Origin of the sequence: Methylocystis sp. JR02 (assembly GCF_030063565.1) — a bacterium.
GTDB lineage: Bacteria > Pseudomonadota > Alphaproteobacteria > Rhizobiales > Beijerinckiaceae > Methylocystis > Methylocystis iwaonis.
The window spans coordinates 3,565,851-3,582,216 of record NZ_JASIRC010000001.1 but is presented as its reverse complement, the minus strand read 5'-3'; the positions used below and the strand labels follow the sequence as shown (position 1 = coordinate 3,582,216).

General features: G+C 60.6%; 14 protein-coding genes. 8 read left to right on the top strand and 6 right to left on the bottom strand.

The annotated features are described in order from the left end of the window. Positions 1-3: 3 nt before the first annotated feature. From QNA11_RS17090 to QNA11_RS17080, 3 genes are all read left to right on the top strand, one after another. Positions 4-1,173, top strand: a complete 1,170-nt coding sequence (locus tag QNA11_RS17090; protein WP_502867544.1) for an acyl-CoA dehydrogenase family protein — start codon at positions 4-6, stop codon at positions 1,171-1,173. Further along, on the top strand, positions 1,170-2,231 hold the full coding sequence (locus QNA11_RS17085; protein WP_283483927.1) for an enoyl-CoA hydratase/isomerase family protein: 1,062 nt from the start codon (positions 1,170-1,172) through the stop codon (positions 2,229-2,231). The genes QNA11_RS17090 and QNA11_RS17085 overlap by 4 nt, the downstream gene beginning before the upstream one ends. Positions 2,232-2,309: 78 nt before the next feature. Further along, entirely contained in the window at positions 2,310-3,488 is a 1,179-nt protein-coding gene (locus tag QNA11_RS17080) for an acetyl-CoA C-acyltransferase (protein WP_283483926.1), read from the top strand. A 16-nt stretch (positions 3,489-3,504) separates the two neighbouring features. Here the strand turns inward: QNA11_RS17080 and QNA11_RS17075 are convergent, their stop codons facing one another. After that, complete coding sequence (locus tag QNA11_RS17075; protein WP_283483925.1) at positions 3,505-4,626, bottom strand: Glu/Leu/Phe/Val family dehydrogenase; 1,122 nt, start codon at positions 4,624-4,626, stop codon at positions 3,505-3,507. A gap of 189 nt (positions 4,627-4,815) precedes the next feature. Here QNA11_RS17075 and pdhA point away from each other — a divergent pair, with 189 nt between their 5' ends. The 3 genes from pdhA to QNA11_RS17060 are packed head-to-tail and all read left to right on the top strand — an operon-like array spanning position 4,816 to position 7,977. Next, positions 4,816-5,907, top strand: a complete 1,092-nt coding sequence (gene pdhA, locus QNA11_RS17070) for a pyruvate dehydrogenase (acetyl-transferring) E1 component subunit alpha (protein WP_283483924.1) — start codon at positions 4,816-4,818, stop codon at positions 5,905-5,907. Further along, the gene (locus QNA11_RS17065) at positions 5,900-6,880 is read left to right on the top strand and encodes an alpha-ketoacid dehydrogenase subunit beta (protein WP_281929068.1); all 981 of its coding nucleotides are present in this window, start codon (positions 5,900-5,902) and stop codon (positions 6,878-6,880) included. The genes pdhA and QNA11_RS17065 overlap by 8 nt, the downstream gene beginning before the upstream one ends. Continuing rightward, a complete protein-coding gene (locus tag QNA11_RS17060) occupies positions 6,877-7,977 on the top strand; it encodes a dihydrolipoamide acetyltransferase family protein (protein ID WP_283483923.1) in 1,101 nt (366 codons plus the stop codon). The genes QNA11_RS17065 and QNA11_RS17060 overlap by 4 nt, the downstream gene beginning before the upstream one ends. Positions 7,978-8,148: 171 nt before the next feature. Here QNA11_RS17060 and QNA11_RS17055 read toward each other — a convergent pair whose 3' ends face one another. The 3 genes from QNA11_RS17055 to QNA11_RS17045 form a co-directional block, all read right to left on the bottom strand. Next, positions 8,149-9,228, bottom strand: a complete 1,080-nt coding sequence (locus QNA11_RS17055) for a hypothetical protein (RefSeq protein WP_283483922.1) — start codon at positions 9,226-9,228, stop codon at positions 8,149-8,151. 61 nt (positions 9,229-9,289) lie between these two features. Continuing rightward, positions 9,290-10,243, bottom strand: a complete 954-nt coding sequence (gene fcl / locus QNA11_RS17050; RefSeq protein WP_283483921.1) for a GDP-L-fucose synthase — start codon at positions 10,241-10,243, stop codon at positions 9,290-9,292. A gap of 77 nt (positions 10,244-10,320) precedes the next feature. Continuing rightward, entirely contained in the window at positions 10,321-11,163 is an 843-nt protein-coding gene (locus QNA11_RS17045; protein ID WP_283483920.1) for a tyrosine-protein kinase family protein, read from the bottom strand. A gap of 33 nt (positions 11,164-11,196) precedes the next feature. Between QNA11_RS17045 and QNA11_RS17040 the strand changes: the two genes are divergently transcribed. Further along, positions 11,197-11,778 carry a hypothetical protein gene (locus tag QNA11_RS17040; RefSeq protein ID WP_283483919.1) on the top strand — a complete coding sequence of 194 codons (582 nt, stop codon included), beginning with the start codon at positions 11,197-11,199 and terminating at the stop codon, positions 11,776-11,778. Between the two features lie 1,113 nt (positions 11,779-12,891). Beyond that, entirely contained in the window at positions 12,892-13,701 is an 810-nt protein-coding gene (locus tag QNA11_RS17035; RefSeq protein ID WP_283483918.1) for a LuxR C-terminal-related transcriptional regulator, read from the top strand. Here the strand turns inward: QNA11_RS17035 and QNA11_RS17030 are convergent. Together QNA11_RS17030 and QNA11_RS17025 are read right to left on the bottom strand one after the other, a co-directional pair. Beyond that, positions 13,695-15,161 carry an exopolysaccharide biosynthesis polyprenyl glycosylphosphotransferase gene (locus tag QNA11_RS17030; protein ID WP_283483917.1) on the bottom strand — a complete coding sequence of 489 codons (1,467 nt, stop codon included), beginning with the start codon at positions 15,159-15,161 and terminating at the stop codon, positions 13,695-13,697. The genes QNA11_RS17035 and QNA11_RS17030 overlap by 7 nt on opposite strands. A gap of 258 nt (positions 15,162-15,419) precedes the next feature. After that, positions 15,420-16,268: a WecB/TagA/CpsF family glycosyltransferase gene (locus QNA11_RS17025; RefSeq protein WP_502867542.1), complete on the bottom strand. Its 849-nt coding sequence runs from the start codon at positions 16,266-16,268 to the stop codon at positions 15,420-15,422. Between the last annotated feature and the right edge of the window lie 98 nt (positions 16,269-16,366).

Sequence of the window (16,366 nt, the reverse complement as noted above, 5' to 3'; positions counted from 1 at the left end):
CGATTGGGCGCGTGTTCGACTGCCGGATTGACCGCCGACCAGCTTGCGATACGCGAGATGGCGATGGCGTTCGCGCAAGAACAGATTGCGCCTTTCGCAAATGATTGGGACAGAGATAAGTTTTTTCCCGTGGAGACCATGCGCGCCGCAGCCGACCTCGGCATGGCGGCGATCTATGTTAGAGAAAACACCTGCGGCTCGGGCCTTTCTCGATTGGATGCGGCTCTGATTTTCGAAGCGCTGGCGACAGGCTGTCCGGCGATCGCCGCCTATCTCTCGATCCACAATATGTGCGCCTGGATGATCGACGCCTTCGGCTCCGATGCACAGCGTGAGACATGGATGCCGCGCCTCGCCAAGATGCAGTTCCTCACGAGCTATTGCCTGACGGAGCCGGGCTGTGGCTCCGACGCGGCTGCGTTGCGTACCCGCGCGAGGAAGCGCGGCGATTCCTATTTTCTGACTGGCGAGAAGCAATTCATCTCGGGCGCGGGCGCCGGCGGAAATGAGCATCTCTATCTCGTGATGGCGCGCACGGGCGCGGAGGGGCCATCTGGAATCTCAGCCTTTCTCGTCGAAGGCGGAAGTCCCGGCATAAGGCTCGGCGCCAATGAGCGGAAGATGGGCTGGAATGCGCAGCCCACGCGCGCGGTCATTTTAGACGAATGCCAAGTGCCCGCCAGTTGCATGCTCGGGCCCGAAGGACGCGGCTTTGCAATGGCGATGGCTGCGCTCGACGGCGGCAGGTTGAACATCGGCGCCTGCTCGATCGGCGGCGCCGACGGCGCGCTCAACCATGCGCTCGCCTATATGAAGGAGCGCAAGGCTTTTGGTCGCCGGCTCGACGAATTCCAGGCGCTGCAATTTCGTCTCGCTGATATGGCCACCGAACTCGAAGCCGCGCGCGCGCTCTTGTGGCGCGCCGCCTCGGCGCTCGACGCCGGCGCGCCGGATGCGGGGCGACTTTGCGCCATGGCGAAGCGCGTGGCTACAGATATTGGTTTCGAGGTCGCCGATCAGGCGCTGCAACTGCATGGCGGCTACGGCTATCTTTGCGATTATGGGCTGGAGAAGATCGTGCGCGATCTGCGGGTTCATCGCATCCTCGAAGGCACGAACGAGATCATGCGGCTGATCGTGGCCCGCTCGCTGCTCGAAAGCGAAACGAAATGAGCGAAGAAGAGTCGCTTCTCGTTTCTCGCCAGCACGGGCTCGGGCGCATCCGGCTCAACCGGCCAAAGGCGCTGAACAGCCTGACGCTGGATATGGTCCGGCGTTTCGCGCAAGCGCTCGCAGACTTTGCTGACGATCCCAATATCGTGGCCGTGCTGCTCACCGGGGAAGGCGACCGCGGGCTCTGCGCCGGCGGGGACATTCGCGCGCTTTACGAATGCCGCAACGACGGCAAAGAGCATTACAAGACCTTTTGGCGAGAGGAATATGCGCTCAATGCGCGCATCGCGGCTTTCCCCAAGCCTTATATCGCGCTGATGGACGGCGTCGTCATGGGCGGCGGCGTCGGCATTTCTGCGCATGGGAATCGCCGGATTGCGACCGAACGCACGCAGATCGCCATGCCCGAGACGCGGATCGGCTTCATCCCGGACGTCGGCGGAACGTGGCTGCTGACGCGAAGAAACGGCGCCGGCGTCTATATGGCGCTCTCGGGCGCTGCCGTCGGCGCGGCTGACGCCATCCGTGTCGGGCTGTGTGATTTAACGGTCGCTTCCGCGCGCGTCCCCGAGCTCCTCGAAGAGTTGACGCTGGCGCCCAACGCCAATCATGTCGATAGGATACTTTGCTCTTTCGCGGTCGACGCCGGGAAAGGGGAATTGCAGCGGCATGAAGAAGAGCTGCAACGCATAAACGCTTTGGATAGCGTCGAGCGCGTTCTGGATCATTTACGTTCGAACGGATCGACTTTCGGGCGCAAGGTAGCCGAGGAAATTCGCCGTAACTCGCCGACGAGCTTGAAGGTCACGCACGCGCTTTTAGCGCGCGCGAGGATTGCCGGGAGATTGGAGGCCTGTCTCATCAACGAGTATCGTGCGGCCTGCAGCCTGCTGGACAGCCACGATCTCTACGAGGGCATACGCGCGGCGCTCATCGATAAGGACAAGACGCCAAGATGGCTTCCGTCGTCGCTCGAGGAAGTCGACGACATCGCTGTGCAGAAAATTATCGAAGGACGTGGCGACCCAGAGCCCGATTTCGGTTCTTTGCAGCAATAGGCGCCAGCCCTTCCCCATCAGCGCGCCCACCCCACTTCATCAATTGGCGGGGCAAACGCAGGAGGCGGCGGAACGAGCATGAAAGACCCGGTGGTCATTGTCGGCGCTGCACGGACGCCGATCGGCGCTTTTCTGGGCGAGTTGGCCCATGTGACTGCCCCGCAACTTGGCGCGCGCGCGATTGAAGCGGCTGTGACCCGCGCAGGAGCGCCGAAAGACCAGATCGACTCATGCGTGATGGGTTGCGTCTTGAGCGCCGGCTTGGGCCAGGCACCCGCGCGGCAAGCCGCTCTCGGCGCGGGCCTTGGCGTCGAGACCGGATGCGTCACTGTCAATAAAATGTGTGGCTCCGGCATGCAGGCGCTCATCTCGGCGCATGACCAGCTCCTGGCCGAGAGCGTCGATCTCGTAGTCGCGGGCGGCATGGAGAGCATGAGCAACGCGCCCTATTTGCTGGATCGCGCACGGTCGGGCTTTCGTATGGGGCACGGGCGCGCGCTCGACCATATGTTTTTCGACGGGCTCGAGGACGCCTATGAAAAGGGGCGACTGATGGGCGCCTTCGCGGAAGATTGCGCGACTGACTATCAATTCACGCGCAAGATGCAGGACGCGTTTGCGCTGAGATCGCTTACACGCGCGCAACAAGCCGCGCGGCAAGGCCTTTTCGACGCCGAAATCACGTCCGTCACGTCAGCCAAAACCAAGACCGAAGTTCTCAGCGACGAACTTCCCAGAAAAGCCAACGCCGAGGCGATCGAGACGCTTCGACCGGCGTTCAGACCGGATGGAACATTGACTGCGGCGAATTCGAGCGCAATCTCGGACGGCGCCGCCGCTTTGGTGTTGACCCGCCTTGAGCACGCAGAGCGCAATGGGCTAACGCCACGCGCAAGGCTCGTCCGCCATGTCACCCACGCCGGACCTCCCGGCAAATTCCCGACAGCGCCGATCGCCGCCATACGAAAACTCCTGGACAAGCTCGCTTGGCGCGCGGAAGACGTCGATTTCTTTGAGATCAACGAAGCCTTCGCTGTCGTCGCAATGGCCGCCCAGCGCGATCTCGCTTTGCCCGACGATAAGGTGAATATCCACGGCGGCGCCTGCGCGATCGGCCATCCGATCGGCGCGTCTGGCGCGCGTATCGTCGTGACCCTGCTTGCAGCGCTCGAACGATATGATCTTCGCAGAGGCGTCGCCGCGCTCTGCATTGGCGGCGGGGAAGCGACGGCCGTCGCAATCGAGCGGTCTCTTTAAGCCCCGCTCGGATTTCCTAGCGCCACCGCTTGAGTTTCATCATCTTGTGAAGCCGGTCCGTCGCTAGCTTCGTCGCCGCCTCGGCGGGCGGAACATGCGCTGCGAGGGCGCCCTCGAGCGTAAGCCGCGTGTTGCGCCCGACCTTCTCCTCGATGGCGGCCAAAGCGATCGCCTCGGAGCCGCCGCCATATTCGACGGCGCCAGCGATCACGCCGCCGGCATTGGCGATAAAATCCGGAACGCTGATGATCCCGCGTTCGAACATTCGCGCTTCGGCGTCTTTGGTCGCCGGAACATTTGCGCCTTGAACGACAAGCTTGCAGGCGAGGCGATCGACATTGTCGGCGCGTAGCGCATCCGGCCGCGCCGCGGGAATCCAAATGTCGCATGGGAGGGCGACCAGCGCGTCACCGGGGATGACTGTTGCCTTAGGATAGGCGGAAACGCTTTTACCCGCCCGCTTCAGTTCCGTCAGCACTTCTATGTCGATCCCATCGGGGTTCGAGATCGCCCCGGCGATATCCGCGACGCCAACCAGGCGCGCGCCTCTCTTTGCGAGGAAACGCGACGCATGCTCGCCGACGGCGCCAAAGCCCTGCACGACGACGCGTGCGCCCTCCAAGGAAAGGCCGGCGAAAGGCGCGGCGACTTCGGCCGCAATCGCGACGCCGAAACCCGTCGCGCCGATTTCATTGAGCGGAATGCCGCCTATTTCCGCCGGAAGGCCGACCGCACGCCCGATTTCATCGTGAATCCAGCCCATCGCCAATTCGTCGGTGCCCATGTCCGGCCCTGGGATATATTCGACAAGCGGCGCGATGGCGCACGCAAAGGCGCGGATCAATCGCTCCTTCTCGTGTCGCGGCATGGTCGGATCGCCAAAAATAACCGATTTGGCGCCCCCGTGCCGCAGAGAGCAGGCAGCGTTCTTCAGCGTCATCGCGCGCGCCAGGCGAAAACATTCTAGGACCGAGACGTCCGGCGCCATGCGGGTTCCGCCAATCGCAGGACCGGCGGCGACATTGTCGATGACGACGATCGCCCGCAGCCCAACCGATGGCGTGTGCAAATAGACGATCTTCGCGGGCCCGAGCGCATCGCCGAAGGCGAAAAGTTCCGCGTTTGTATTGGTCGACATAATGATTAGCTTGGAAGCGCAAGGCCCTTGGTCAAGAGGCGCCATGGCGCGCCGCTATTGTGCAACGCAGGAAGGCGGCGCTTGAAAATTCGACTGCCCCAACGTGACTTCGAGCTTCGGCGCGCTACTTCAGCCTGCATCGAGGCGCTGACCTGGTTCGCGCTGTGACTTGAACGCGACGAGTCTCGCATGGGCATTCACACAAGCGTTGACCCAGAGACAGATACTGTACGCTTCCTTTCGCCAGAAGGCGCCTTATGCCGCCCGATCCCCTCGTCTGTTGGCGACGAATTGCTCGTGATGCTCTATCGGGCGATGACGCGCACGCGGATCTTCGACGGCAAGGCGGTCGCCTTGCAGCGCACGGGGCAGCTCGGCACCTTTGCGTCCGCTCTTGGTCAGGAGGCCGTCGGCGTCGGCGCCGCCGCCGCAATGCAGGCGCGCGACGTTCTTGCCCCATCCTATCGAGATCACGGCGCGCAATTCCTGCGCGGCATGACCATGGCCGAATGCCTGCTCTATTGGGGCGGAGACGAGAGGGGCAGCGACTTCGCGGGCCCTCGCCTCGATTTTCCCAACTGCGTGCCTGTCGCAACGCAGATCGCGCATGCAGTGGGCGCGGCATATGCCTTCAAGTTACGGCGCGAAGACCGCGTCGTTCTCACCTTTATCGGCGACGGCGGAACCGCCAATGGTGGTTTCTACGAGGCTTTGAACATGGCCGGCGTTTGGAAAACGCCAGCCGTGATCGTCATCAACAACAATGGCTGGGCGATCTCGACGCCTTGCGCGCGCGAATGCGCGGCCGCCACACTGGCGCAAAAAAGCGTCGCTGTCGGCATCGAGGGGCGGCAGGTCGACGGCAATGATGTCGTGGCGGTCTATGACACTGTCCGCCAGGCTATCGAAAAGGCGCGCGCCGGACAGGGGCCCACTTTGATCGAAGCCCTCACTTATCGCCTCGGCGACCATACCACGGCCGACGACGCCACACGCTATCGTGATCCAGAACTCGTGCGACGCGAATGGATGCGCGAACCAATCGCGCGGCTGCGCGCCTATCTCACGAGAAAAGGCGCTTGGAGCCAAGAAAAGGAAGACGCGCTGCAGCGCCAATGTCTGGAAGAGGTTGGGCAGGCGGTAAACGCTTATCTCGGCGCGCAGCAACCTAACTGCGACGCCATGTTCGACCATCTCTACGCCGCGCTTCCCGCATCTTATTCCTACCAACGCGACATGGCCCGCCGCTTCTCGCCACGCAACGGAGGCGGCCATGGCTGAGCTGAACCTTGTCGAAGCTGTCAACCACGCGCTCGCTTACGAGATGGCGAATGACGAGAGCGTGTTGCTGCTCGGCGAGGACATTGGCGTCAATGGCGGCGTATTTCGCGCCACCAATGGCCTGCAAGCGCGCTTCGGGTGCGAGAGGGTGATCGATACGCCGCTTGCCGAAGGGGCCATCGCGGGCGTCGCCGTCGGCATGGCCGCCATGGGGCTGAAGCCCGTTGCGGAAATCCAGTTCACAGGCTTCATCTATCCAACCATCGATCAGATGATCAACCATGCATCGCGTCTGCGCAATCGCACGCGCGGGCGGCTAACCTGCCCGATGGTGCTGCGTTCGCCCTATGGCGCCGGCATTCACGCCCCCGAGCATCACTCCGAGAGCCCGGAGGCGATCTTCGCGCATATGCCTGGCTTGCGCGTGGTGATCCCGTCGTCGCCAGCGCGCGCATATGGCTTGCTGCTCGCAGCCATGCGCGACCCCGATCCGGTCGTGTTTCTCGAGCCGACGCGACTCTATCGCTTATTCAAGCAGGCGGTCGCGGACGACGGGGAAAGCCTGCCGCTCGACGCTTGCTTTCTGTCGCGCGAGGGCAAGGACGTCACGCTCGTCGCCTGGGGCGCGATGATGCAAGAGACTCTCGCCGCAGCCGACGCTCTCGAACAGGAAGGCGTCGACGCGGAGGTTATCGATGTCGCGACCATCAAGCCGCTCGACGTGGAAACGATTCTACGCTCCGTCGAAAAGACCGGTCGCTGCGTGATCATCCACGAAGCGCCCCGCACGGCCGGCTTCGGCGCCGAGATCGCCGCTGAAATTGCCGAGCGCGCACTGTTTTCGCTGCTTGCGCCGGTGAAGCGCGTCGCCGCCTATGACGTCGTCGTGCCGCTGTCCCGCCTGGAGCGCCAATACATCCCCAGCGTGGATCGAATCGTCGAGGCCGTGCGCAGCGCCATGGAGGGGTCATGAGGACATTCCGATTGCCTGATCTCGGCGAGGGCTTGCAGGAAGCCGAGCTGGTCGAATGGCGTGTGAAGCCCGGCGAAGAGATCGCTGTCGATCAGCCACTTCTGGCCGTCGAAACCGCGAAGGCGGTCGTTGAGATTCCCTCCCCCTGCGCAGGCCGCGTCGAACGGCTTTTCGCAAACGCCGGCGACATTATCCGCGTCGGCGCGCCTCTCGTCGAGTTTGAAGGGCAAGCCAACGACGACGCCGGCACGGTCGTCGGCGCCGTCGAGAGCGGCGCGAACATATTGCGTGAAGCACCGACGTCTCTTGGCCGCTCCCACGGTTCCGTGCGGGTGATTCCAGCGGCGCGTGCGCTGGCAAGACAGCTCGACGTCGATCTGGCGATGGTGACGCCGTCGGGCGCGGATGGCGTCATCACGCCCGATGATGTGCGCCGTGTCGCCAGGGTCTTGAGCGAGACGGAGCCCGCCGAGCCTTTGAGAGGTCCAAGACGCGCCATGGCGCAAAACATGGCCTTTGCGCAAGCAGAGGTGGCCGCTGCGACGATCATGGACGACGCCGTCGTCGACGCGTGGGAGGCTGGCGCGGATGTCACCATCCGCCTGATCCGCGCGCTTGTGAAAGGTTGCGAAGCTGAGGCGGGCCTCAATTGCTGGTTCGAGAGCGCAACGCTCTCCCGCCGGATACTGCGAAAAATCGATCTTGGCATTGCCGTGGATATGCCAGACGGGCTCTTTGTTCCTGTTCTACGCGACGTCGGAAACCGCGATCCAGCCGATCTGCGCCGAGGACTGGATCGCATGCGCGCCGATGTTCGCGAAAGGCGTATCCCACCGGAAGAGCTGCGCGGCGCGACAATCACCTTGTCGAATTTCGGGACGATCGCCGGCCGCTACGCCGCGCCCATTGTGTTGCCGCCGACGGTCGCGATACTCGGGGCGGGCCGTATCAGAGCCGAGGTGAAAGCCAGAGATGGCGCGCCGGCCGTCTCACATGCGCTTCCCTTAAGCCTGACATTCGACCATCGCGTCGTGTCGGGCGGAGAAGCGGGACGGTTTCTGGCGGCCGCCATATCGGACCTTGCGCTCCCCTCCTGATGTCTTGGTCTGCAGCCGAGGACCGCGCGCCTTCAGCCTCGCTTTGGCGGCGGCGAGCCTGAAGCTCGCGGTCCAGAGCGGACCTCGCTTTCACTGGCGCGCCCACGCCTCCAATCGACTTAGCCATTTTGAGTCGCGAAGGCGCGCGCTTGGCCGTCTTCCTCGAACGCGCTAAAGGCCCGCGGCCGCCGCGATCGCCTCCACCGCCTCATCGACGCCAGTCGGTTCTATCGGGGCCCTTTGTGGGCCGCAAAGTACCTTCTCCAACTCGACGGCCAAGCCGCGTGGATCGTTGAGGCCTCCTGACGCCAATGCAAAATTGCAATGACGCTCCGCCCAATCGACAAGGCAGTCGGTCTCCGGCCAATCTTTTCTCGGCGCAATGACGACTCCGACCGCGGCACAGGCTGCTTCAACGACAGTGCAGTAGCTGTCCTTGCAAATGACCGCGTCAACAGAAAACAACAGGTCGAGCACCGATAGATCCGACGCTTCGCAGGCTGATACGTCGTCGCGAAGCGGCGCGATCGCGCGACGCACCAACCAACGTACGCCATCTACCCTCGGAAGATCGAGCGAGCCGGGGTTTGGCAAGCCTCCAAGGGTCAGCAGCACGAGCCTCTCGCCATTACCCACATTGAGCCGTTTGCGCAACTCGTCCCTGCGTCGGACGCCCTTGCGCGCGATCGGCCCGATCGGCCGCCCACTCGAAATATCCGACATGCTCATATGCGGGCGCGGCTGTAGAAACAATTCCGCAGTGGAATAAGCCTCGCGCAGCGTTCCAAGGACGCAGGAAGCTTCGGGACGACCACTGAAGAAATTCTCGTAAATATCCGCCCAATTCATGCAACATAGGGCGATATTGCGCACGCCCGCGCGACGCGCCGCCGCGAGGCTCAGTGGACTGATATTCGACACGACCAGTGACGGCTCGAGCGCCCGCATGAATTGCGACTCGACATCCAAAAGGTTTTCCCACGCCGCATACAAACGCATATAGGCGGCCGCGCTGGCCTCCAAATCGACAGACATCGCATCCGGAGCGTCGACGGTTACGTCCATAGGCGCCTGGAGGATCTCGATGCCGGAGGAAATGAACTCTTCGACCACGCGTCTCGGGTGTTTGGTTCGCAGGACGATCCGGAGGCCCGAAAAGCGCTCCTGCAACCGGTCGATAACAGGAGCGGTTTGTGACAGATGCCCAAAGCCATGGTTCGATATGTCAAACAAGATCGTCTTGACGCTCATGCACCAAAGCCTCAGCACAACTGACTTTTACTTCTGCATTCCAGGCCTATGGGCACGCCCGCTAAGCAGCAACAGCCCCGCATGCATCCGATTGGTGGAGGCGTTCAAGATACCACTTGTATGTGCTCGCGATCCCGTCTTTGAGCGCCACCTGCGGCCGCCACCCGAGCTTGGCGATGCGGCTCGAGTCCATCAGCTTGCGCGGCGTTCCGTCGGGTTTCGAGGAATCAAAAACGATGTTTCCGGTGAAGCCGACGGCGCAGGCGATCAGCTCCGCAAGATCGCGAATCGGGATCTCCGACCCTGCGCCGCAATTGATATGCTCGTAACCGTCGTAATGATCCATGCAGAAGACCACGCCCTTCGCCAAATCGTCTACATGCAGAAATTCACGCATCGGCGAACCCGTTCCCCAGACCACAACGTCCCGACGGCCGTCACATTTCGCTTCGTGGAATTTCCGCATGAGCGCGGGCAGCACATGACTGGTCGTCAGGTCGAAACTATCGTTTGGGCCATATAAATTGCAAGGCATCACGGAGATATAACGTCGCCCATATTGACGGCGATACGCCTGGCAGAGCTTGATGCCTGCGATCTTGGCGACGGCATACCATTCATTTGTCGGCTCCAGGGGCCCGGAAAGCAGCGCCTCCTCCTTGATCGGCTGCGGCGCAAACTTTGGATAGATGCAGGAGGATCCCAGGAACACGAGCCGGTCGACGTTAGCGGCGTGCGCAGAATGAATGATATTCGTTTCGATAGCGAGATTGTCGTATATGAACTCGGCCGGGAATGCGTCATTTGCAAATATGCCGCCGACTTTCGCCGCTGCGAATATAATGGCGTCCGCGCGGTTTTGCTTCAGCCACAACTCGACCGACCGCTGATCCCGTAAATCGACGACGGAGCGATCGACTTTCAGCACTTCGTCGCCACGCGACTCCAAACATCTGGTTACCGCCGAGCCAACCATGCCTTTGTGGCCAGCCACCCATATGCGCTGTCTGCCCATGTGCTCGCTCCTCCAACACTAACTCGATACACGTCGAGGCAAACGAGTGACTACCTTCTGCCCCGCGCCGCCTATTGCTATTTTGCCTCCGCCGCCTGAGCGGTCTTCGTCGCAACGGCGCCAAAATCAAGGTGACGTTTTTCCTTCCTCTTTGCCGACGCGTATTTCTCGTGCCTTATGAGATAACTGGCGAGGCGCCCATAGCCGCTCTGCGCGTGCTTCTTCAGATTGACTTGCGTCAGCACGACGGTCGTCTCTTCGCGGCGTATATCTTTGAGGAGCTCGATCGCGTTGCGGGCGTCTTCGAAGCGCGTGCTCTCCCATTTCACAAGGAAAAGGACTTCGTCAGCGAAACGCGCCAGCAAACGCGTATCGGCCACGTCGAGCAACGGAGGCGCGTCGAAGAACACCCAGTCATATCGTTCTCGCAGCGCCGCGAGCACGGCAAGCAAGCGCACAGCCGCATTCGATTCCGATAGATCGTCGGAAATTCGGCCGAAGGGAAGATAGTCGACGCCTAGGCTCTGAATCCGTTGGATCGAGTCGAATATGCTCCGATCGAACACGCCTGGATCGAGACAAGACTGCGTCCCGGTCGTCAGGCCATCACGTTGCAAAGCCTGGGGCCAGATATCGAAATCGACGACCACCGCCCGCCGTCCATGGATCGCGGAGAGGACAGCGAGACTAAGGCAGAGCGTCGTCTTGCCTTCGTCTGCGCCGCCTGACGTCACCATGACCGTTTTCGATGCGTTCCCCGGCGCCACTCGAAACTCCGGTTGCAGGGCGTCGGTCAATAATTGAACAGATTGCGCAAAGGGCGTGGAGCGCTCCATCAGCAGCTTTCGATATGGCCATTCCTTCTTTGGGAGCCGAATATGCGGCACGACCGCAGCGCAAGGAACGCCCAGTGACGTCATAACGTCCCGTTCAGTCCTTATCCGACGATCGAATTGAGCCAGCCAAGCTGCGAGCCAATTTCCTGCGTAGCCGAAGGCGAGCATCGCGGGGATCACCAGCAGAAGAGGATTTATCGAGCTGGGCCTGTCCGGTATCGGGGCGTAAGAGAGAACCCGCGCATCCGGTTTGCAGTGCGCTATCCGCTCGCGGATAATGTTCACCTGCCGCTCCAAAGCTGGCTGCAATTGCCGCGCTGCGGACGCCTGCGTCAAGGCTTCGCGGATACGCTGATCCGTGAATTTGTTGCGCCCACTGGCGTCGTGAATCGCCTCTGCCTGGTTCTGCAGGAGATTTCGAGCCAGGCTGTCCGTCTGTATTGCTTGCGACCTTATGACATCCAGTTGGGCCGATATCCGGGTCAGTTCGAGCTCCAGCGCATTTCGCTTCGTTTCCACAGAGCTGGCGACGAAGAGATCAGCCATCCGGTTGACAAGACCAGCCGTCTTGATTGGATCTGGAGACGAAAAGTTTATCGAAATGACATCCGAGTGACCCTCTTGAGAAACTTTCACGCGCTTCTCGAAATCCTCTGGCCGGGGCCCGCCGCCGGATGGCTTTTTCGTCAATGCGCCTAACCAGATTTCGAAACGGCGCTTCAGCTCGGAGACGCTGAGCTGACCGGTCTGCGACGCCTCGAAACCGCCCGTGGCCTCCGCCGCCGAGCTAACCGGATCGGGGGACGGCTCCCATATTCCGAGCATCGCGCGGCGTAGAAAGTCGCGAGAAAGAAGTTTCGCCATAGCGGTCTCGATTGCCGCAGGCTGAACGGGCGCCGCTGGCGGCTGGGCGCCATTTGGCGTTTCTGCACCGGTAGCGGTGTCCTTTTGCATTTCGATCAGAAGCTGCGATTTGGCGGAATAGGTCGGACTAAATAAGAGCCCGCCAAAACCGACCAAGCCGCCCCCCAGGAATGCGCCAGCCGCAATAAAAAGAATTCGCTTTCCGAGCGACGCCTTCCGAGAGACGGCGCCCCGGTTCACGGCGTGATCCGAGGGCTGTTGCATCGGCGAAGCCCGCTCGACCGGCTCGGACATCTTTTGCGTCCGTTGCGCGGAAACGCCGAATGAAAAAAGATCGATCGAGGCGGGCGTCGCCGCTGTTTGCGGGCAACTCGACCAAAGACGCTTCTTAAAGCGCTTCCGACCATTCATCGCCGGCGTGCGGCCTTTCGCGTGAAGCGCTTTGGAGCCAACCCGAAGCGTTTGCTTGCCATGCTTGGCCCCCGAGCCGCCGATGTCTTCCGGCCCCTCGGCCACCCGCTTCCCGCGCGTCTTGTTGCTTCCAAGAGGTTTCTGTCTCGAGAATTTCACTAGCATGCGCCCTGCCCATTGAATGAAAGTCCGTCGCTTTAACGACGGGTCCTAAACAATGCTTCAGGAAAGTTTACGCGAGTTTTTGGTCAAAACAACGCATGCAAAACGTATAACCCTTAATTGCCGGAGATGCCCACACTGGCTCGCGCACGTTTGAATTAGTCAATTGGTCATACGTATTGTTACGCAGCCGCGCATTATGGACAATACACGCCATATTTTCAAAAAATGCGTTGATGCTTCACCTATTTTTAATTAGAGGTAGGAAGTCGGGATGACCTCAAAATAACTCGACGAGCACTATTCTATATTGCTCGCGTTCTCGTTCCCGGAGGGCCTATGCACAGGCGCAGCTATCCAGACCACAAGACTGTCGTGACTGCCATAGTTGAGCGCAATGGCTTGTTTAGAGACGGTCTTGTCGAAATACTTCAAACAAGCCGTTTCGACGTCATCCTATCCGCTCCAGTAATAGACGCGGACGCCATAGCGTTGATCCGCGACCAGAAACCCGACCTGCTGGTCATCGACCTCGGACAGGATCTCCGGGACACGCTCAGTCAGATCAGACTCTTCAAAAGCTTTCGTGCGGACGCGCCGGTCGCGGTGCTTGCGCCAAGCTTGGACAGCGATCTGGCGCCACTGCTCCAAGAGGGCGTCTCGGCCTTCCTCAGTAGCTCGATGCGGGGCGAGGCGCTCATCAAGGCGCTAGAACTCGTCATGCTCGGAGAGACCGTCTTACCGCAACAACTTCTCGCGACGCTGCTCGTCAACTCCAAGAGCGCTCCAACCGCCCTGCCCCAATTGCAAACCGAGACCTCGGTGAATGAATTGAAATGCAGGATCGACGCAACGGCCGTGGCTGGCGAACGCGCGCAGCATAACGCGCTGGCAAAGAATGAGACGACGCCCCAATTCTCGGACCAAGAGCGACGCATCCTGCGCTGCCTCGTCGATGGCGACTCCAACAAGTCGATCGCCCGTAGAATCGGCATCGCAGAGGCGACCGTCAAAGTGCATGTGAAAGCAATCTTACGCAAAATTCGACTACAAAATCGGACCCAGGCCGCCGTCTGGGCTCTGAGCCAAAACCAGCTCCTGGTCGCCGAGAGCGCCAAAGGAAAGCTCGACTCCTCAAGCAATCGAGAGTCCTCCGTCGCTCTCATCGACACGCCGCCTCAATAGGCGCGCCCGAGGATAAGTGCGACCGGCGTGCGCATCAGTATCCACATATCCAGCCAGAGCGACCAATTCTTCACGTAAAGAACGTCGAAATCAACGCGCCGTTTCATGTCGCTGAGCATAGCCGTCTCGCCACGAAAGCCATTCACTTGCGCCAGACCGGTCATGCCCGGAAGGACATGTAAGCGATACACATAGTCCTGTATGAGCGCCTTATATTGAGCGTCATGCGCGAGCGCATGGGGGCGCGGTCCGACAAGCGACATATCGCCCTTCAGCACGTTGAACAACTGGGGCAGCTCGTCGATGCTCGTCTTGCGCAACACGCGGCCGACGCAATTGACCCGCGCATCGTTCTTCCGCGCTTGCTCGATCGACGCGCCATTTTCCAATACGTTCATCGTACGGAATTTGTAGATGACGAACTTCCTTTCGTTGAATCCGCTCCGCATTTGCCGGAATATGACTGGGCCTGGGCTCCCCAGCTTGATAGCGATCGCCGTCGCAAGCATGACGGGAGAAAGCAAGAGAAGCGCTAAGGACGCGAGTGCGATATCGCATCCGCGCTTGATGGCGCGCTCTGTCGCGCTCATCGCGATGCGTGGCATTTCAATCGATGTCGCGCTGCTCACCAATGTCCGTAAAGATCGGTCCGGAATGAGACGCACGGGAAGCGCCGAACAGCGCAGGCGCATGTCTATCTCTGCGATCAGATCTACGTCGCGCCAACGAAACGCAATGACGAACTCGTCCGCGTTCGTCTCGGCGGAAATTCTCCTGGCTTCCTCCAATTTGGACTGCCCGCGCTCCGTTAGCTGGCCGTTTGCAGCGGCCTCGTCATCGAGCGTTATGCGAGCAACCTCACTGAGCCCGAAAGACAGATTCAGATGTGCGGCGCTCAAACGCCTTAGCTCCTCGGCGTCGCCGATAACGACCGCCCGACGCCCCGCTACCGAATGTTTCGCTGTGAAGGCTCGCAGGGCGCGCGCAAACGCGCGCCGGATCGCGAGCAACAACGCCAGATCGACTGCCCCTGAAGCGAACAAAAGCCCGACATAAAACGAATCCGCCAGCCGCAAGGGGTAGATGAGCGCAAGCTGCATCGCTAGCGCCAGCAACCATGAAAGAATGACGTGATTCCGATGCTGCCGCGCGTCCAGCAGCGCGCTCATGCGATAAAGACCTTTTGATTGGCAGAGCAAGCCGTAAACAACGAAACCGACCTCGCTCAGCGCAATCGTTCGGTCAAGAAAGGGCGTTAGCGACAGGAAAGATTGCCCAATATACTCGACCGCAAGAGCCCCGCCGAAAATTGCCGCAGCCTCCGACAGCGCCACACCCGCCAGCACATAGGGATATGAGATGCGCCATCTCGATCTGTCCGAGCTGAATGTGCTTCCTGCTCCCTCCCACCACGACGATGCGCTGCGAACGACATGAGGAGATAAACGCTGCCAGAGCATTGAATATTTCTCCGCCGATAGTTTCGCCCGAGAAATATACTTTTATGTGTCCTGGCCTATTCTACTCAATTGCTCTAGGGAGTTACTCCGCCGGATTGATCTTGCTTCTATTATGCATGTGCTCCCAGGTATGACGCGCTGCTTGCTTGTTTGATCACACTCAAAGGGCCTTCCTCTTCCGCGGCGCCACGCGCGAACCACTTTAAGCGTGCGGTGTGTTGAATCCGCCAGTCAGTGGAACGCCTCGGCTAATACAGCTTAGACCTTCTGCATCTTCATCAAACGGCGCAGCAACAATTCTCGTGCGCTCAAACATAGGAAGGTGGGCACCACGATCGCATAACGTCGCCAGAGCCGTCTCGGCTCGCAAGCCAATCGGAAAAGCCATTCCAGACCGCTTCGCTGCAGCCATTTCGGCGCCTCTGGTTTGGTTCCTGCCAAAAAATCGAAGGCCGCTCCGACGCCAACCATGACGGGCGCGTCGATGCGGTCGAAATTCGCCGCCATCCAGCGTTCCTGCTTGGGCGCGCCAAGGCCGATCCATATGACATCCGGCCTCGCCGCATTGATCTCCTCTACCGTTTCGAGGTTCTCGGCGGCCGAAAGCTCACGAAAGGGAGGACAGAGTGCGCCGACCACTTTGAGCCCAGGATGAGCGGCGATCAGCTTCGCGCTCAGCGCAGCAGCGGTTCCCGGAGCCCCGCCAACGTAAAAATGACGCAGACCGAGCCCGCACGACATTGCCGTGACTGCCCGCATGAAATCCGTTCCACGCACCCGTTCGACCCCGGATTTTCCGAGCAGCTTCGAAAGCCACACGATGGGCATTCCATCCGGCAGAGATAGGGCTGCGTTCTGATAGATTTCGTTCAACGTCGCATCCTGCCGGGCGGCGAGAAGCGCGTTTGCGTCCGTGACGCAAATATAGACTTTCCGACGCTCACGGATCGCTCGCTCGACAAGCTCCGACGCCTCTGTGAGATTCGTAGCGCTAAGCCTAACCCCAAACACACTTACATCCTCAGCGATCTTTTCTCGTACAGTCGCTGGACCGGCGCCGTGACGAGAAGCGTCGCAAGGTCTTTCGAAAGCTCGCAATGGCCGCATCCTTCTTTCGCCGATACATCGCGCTCGGCTCTGATGCGCCAACGATATGCGGACGACGACAGAACGGATATTGCGCAAGCGGATGCAGCTTGGCGCCC

What these genes read in the sequence shown, in the direction of transcription:
- pdhA (WP_283483924.1), top strand. Translation starts at nt 4,816, where the DNA reads ATGGGCATTCACACAAGCGTTGACCCAGAGACAGATACTGTACGCTTC.
- QNA11_RS17075 (WP_283483925.1), bottom strand. Translation starts at nt 4,626, where the DNA reads ATGTCGACCAATACAAACGCGGAACTTTTCGCCTTCGGCGATGCGCTC.
- QNA11_RS17025 (WP_502867542.1), bottom strand. Translation starts at nt 16,268, where the DNA reads ATGCGGCCATTGCGAGCTTTCGAAAGACCTTGCGACGCTTCTCGTCAC.
- fcl (WP_283483921.1), bottom strand. Translation starts at nt 10,243, where the DNA reads ATGGGCAGACAGCGCATATGGGTGGCTGGCCACAAAGGCATGGTTGGC.
- QNA11_RS17030 (WP_283483917.1), bottom strand. Translation starts at nt 15,161, where the DNA reads ATGCTCTGGCAGCGTTTATCTCCTCATGTCGTTCGCAGCGCATCGTCG.
- QNA11_RS17055 (WP_283483922.1), bottom strand. Translation starts at nt 9,228, where the DNA reads ATGAGCGTCAAGACGATCTTGTTTGACATATCGAACCATGGCTTTGGG.
- QNA11_RS17060 (WP_283483923.1), top strand. Translation starts at nt 6,877, where the DNA reads ATGAGGACATTCCGATTGCCTGATCTCGGCGAGGGCTTGCAGGAAGCC.
- QNA11_RS17085 (WP_283483927.1), top strand. Translation starts at nt 1,170, where the DNA reads ATGAGCGAAGAAGAGTCGCTTCTCGTTTCTCGCCAGCACGGGCTCGGG.
- QNA11_RS17065 (WP_281929068.1), top strand. Translation starts at nt 5,900, where the DNA reads ATGGCTGAGCTGAACCTTGTCGAAGCTGTCAACCACGCGCTCGCTTAC.
- QNA11_RS17045 (WP_283483920.1), bottom strand. Translation starts at nt 11,163, where the DNA reads ATGACGTCACTGGGCGTTCCTTGCGCTGCGGTCGTGCCGCATATTCGG.
- QNA11_RS17080 (WP_283483926.1), top strand. Translation starts at nt 2,310, where the DNA reads ATGAAAGACCCGGTGGTCATTGTCGGCGCTGCACGGACGCCGATCGGC.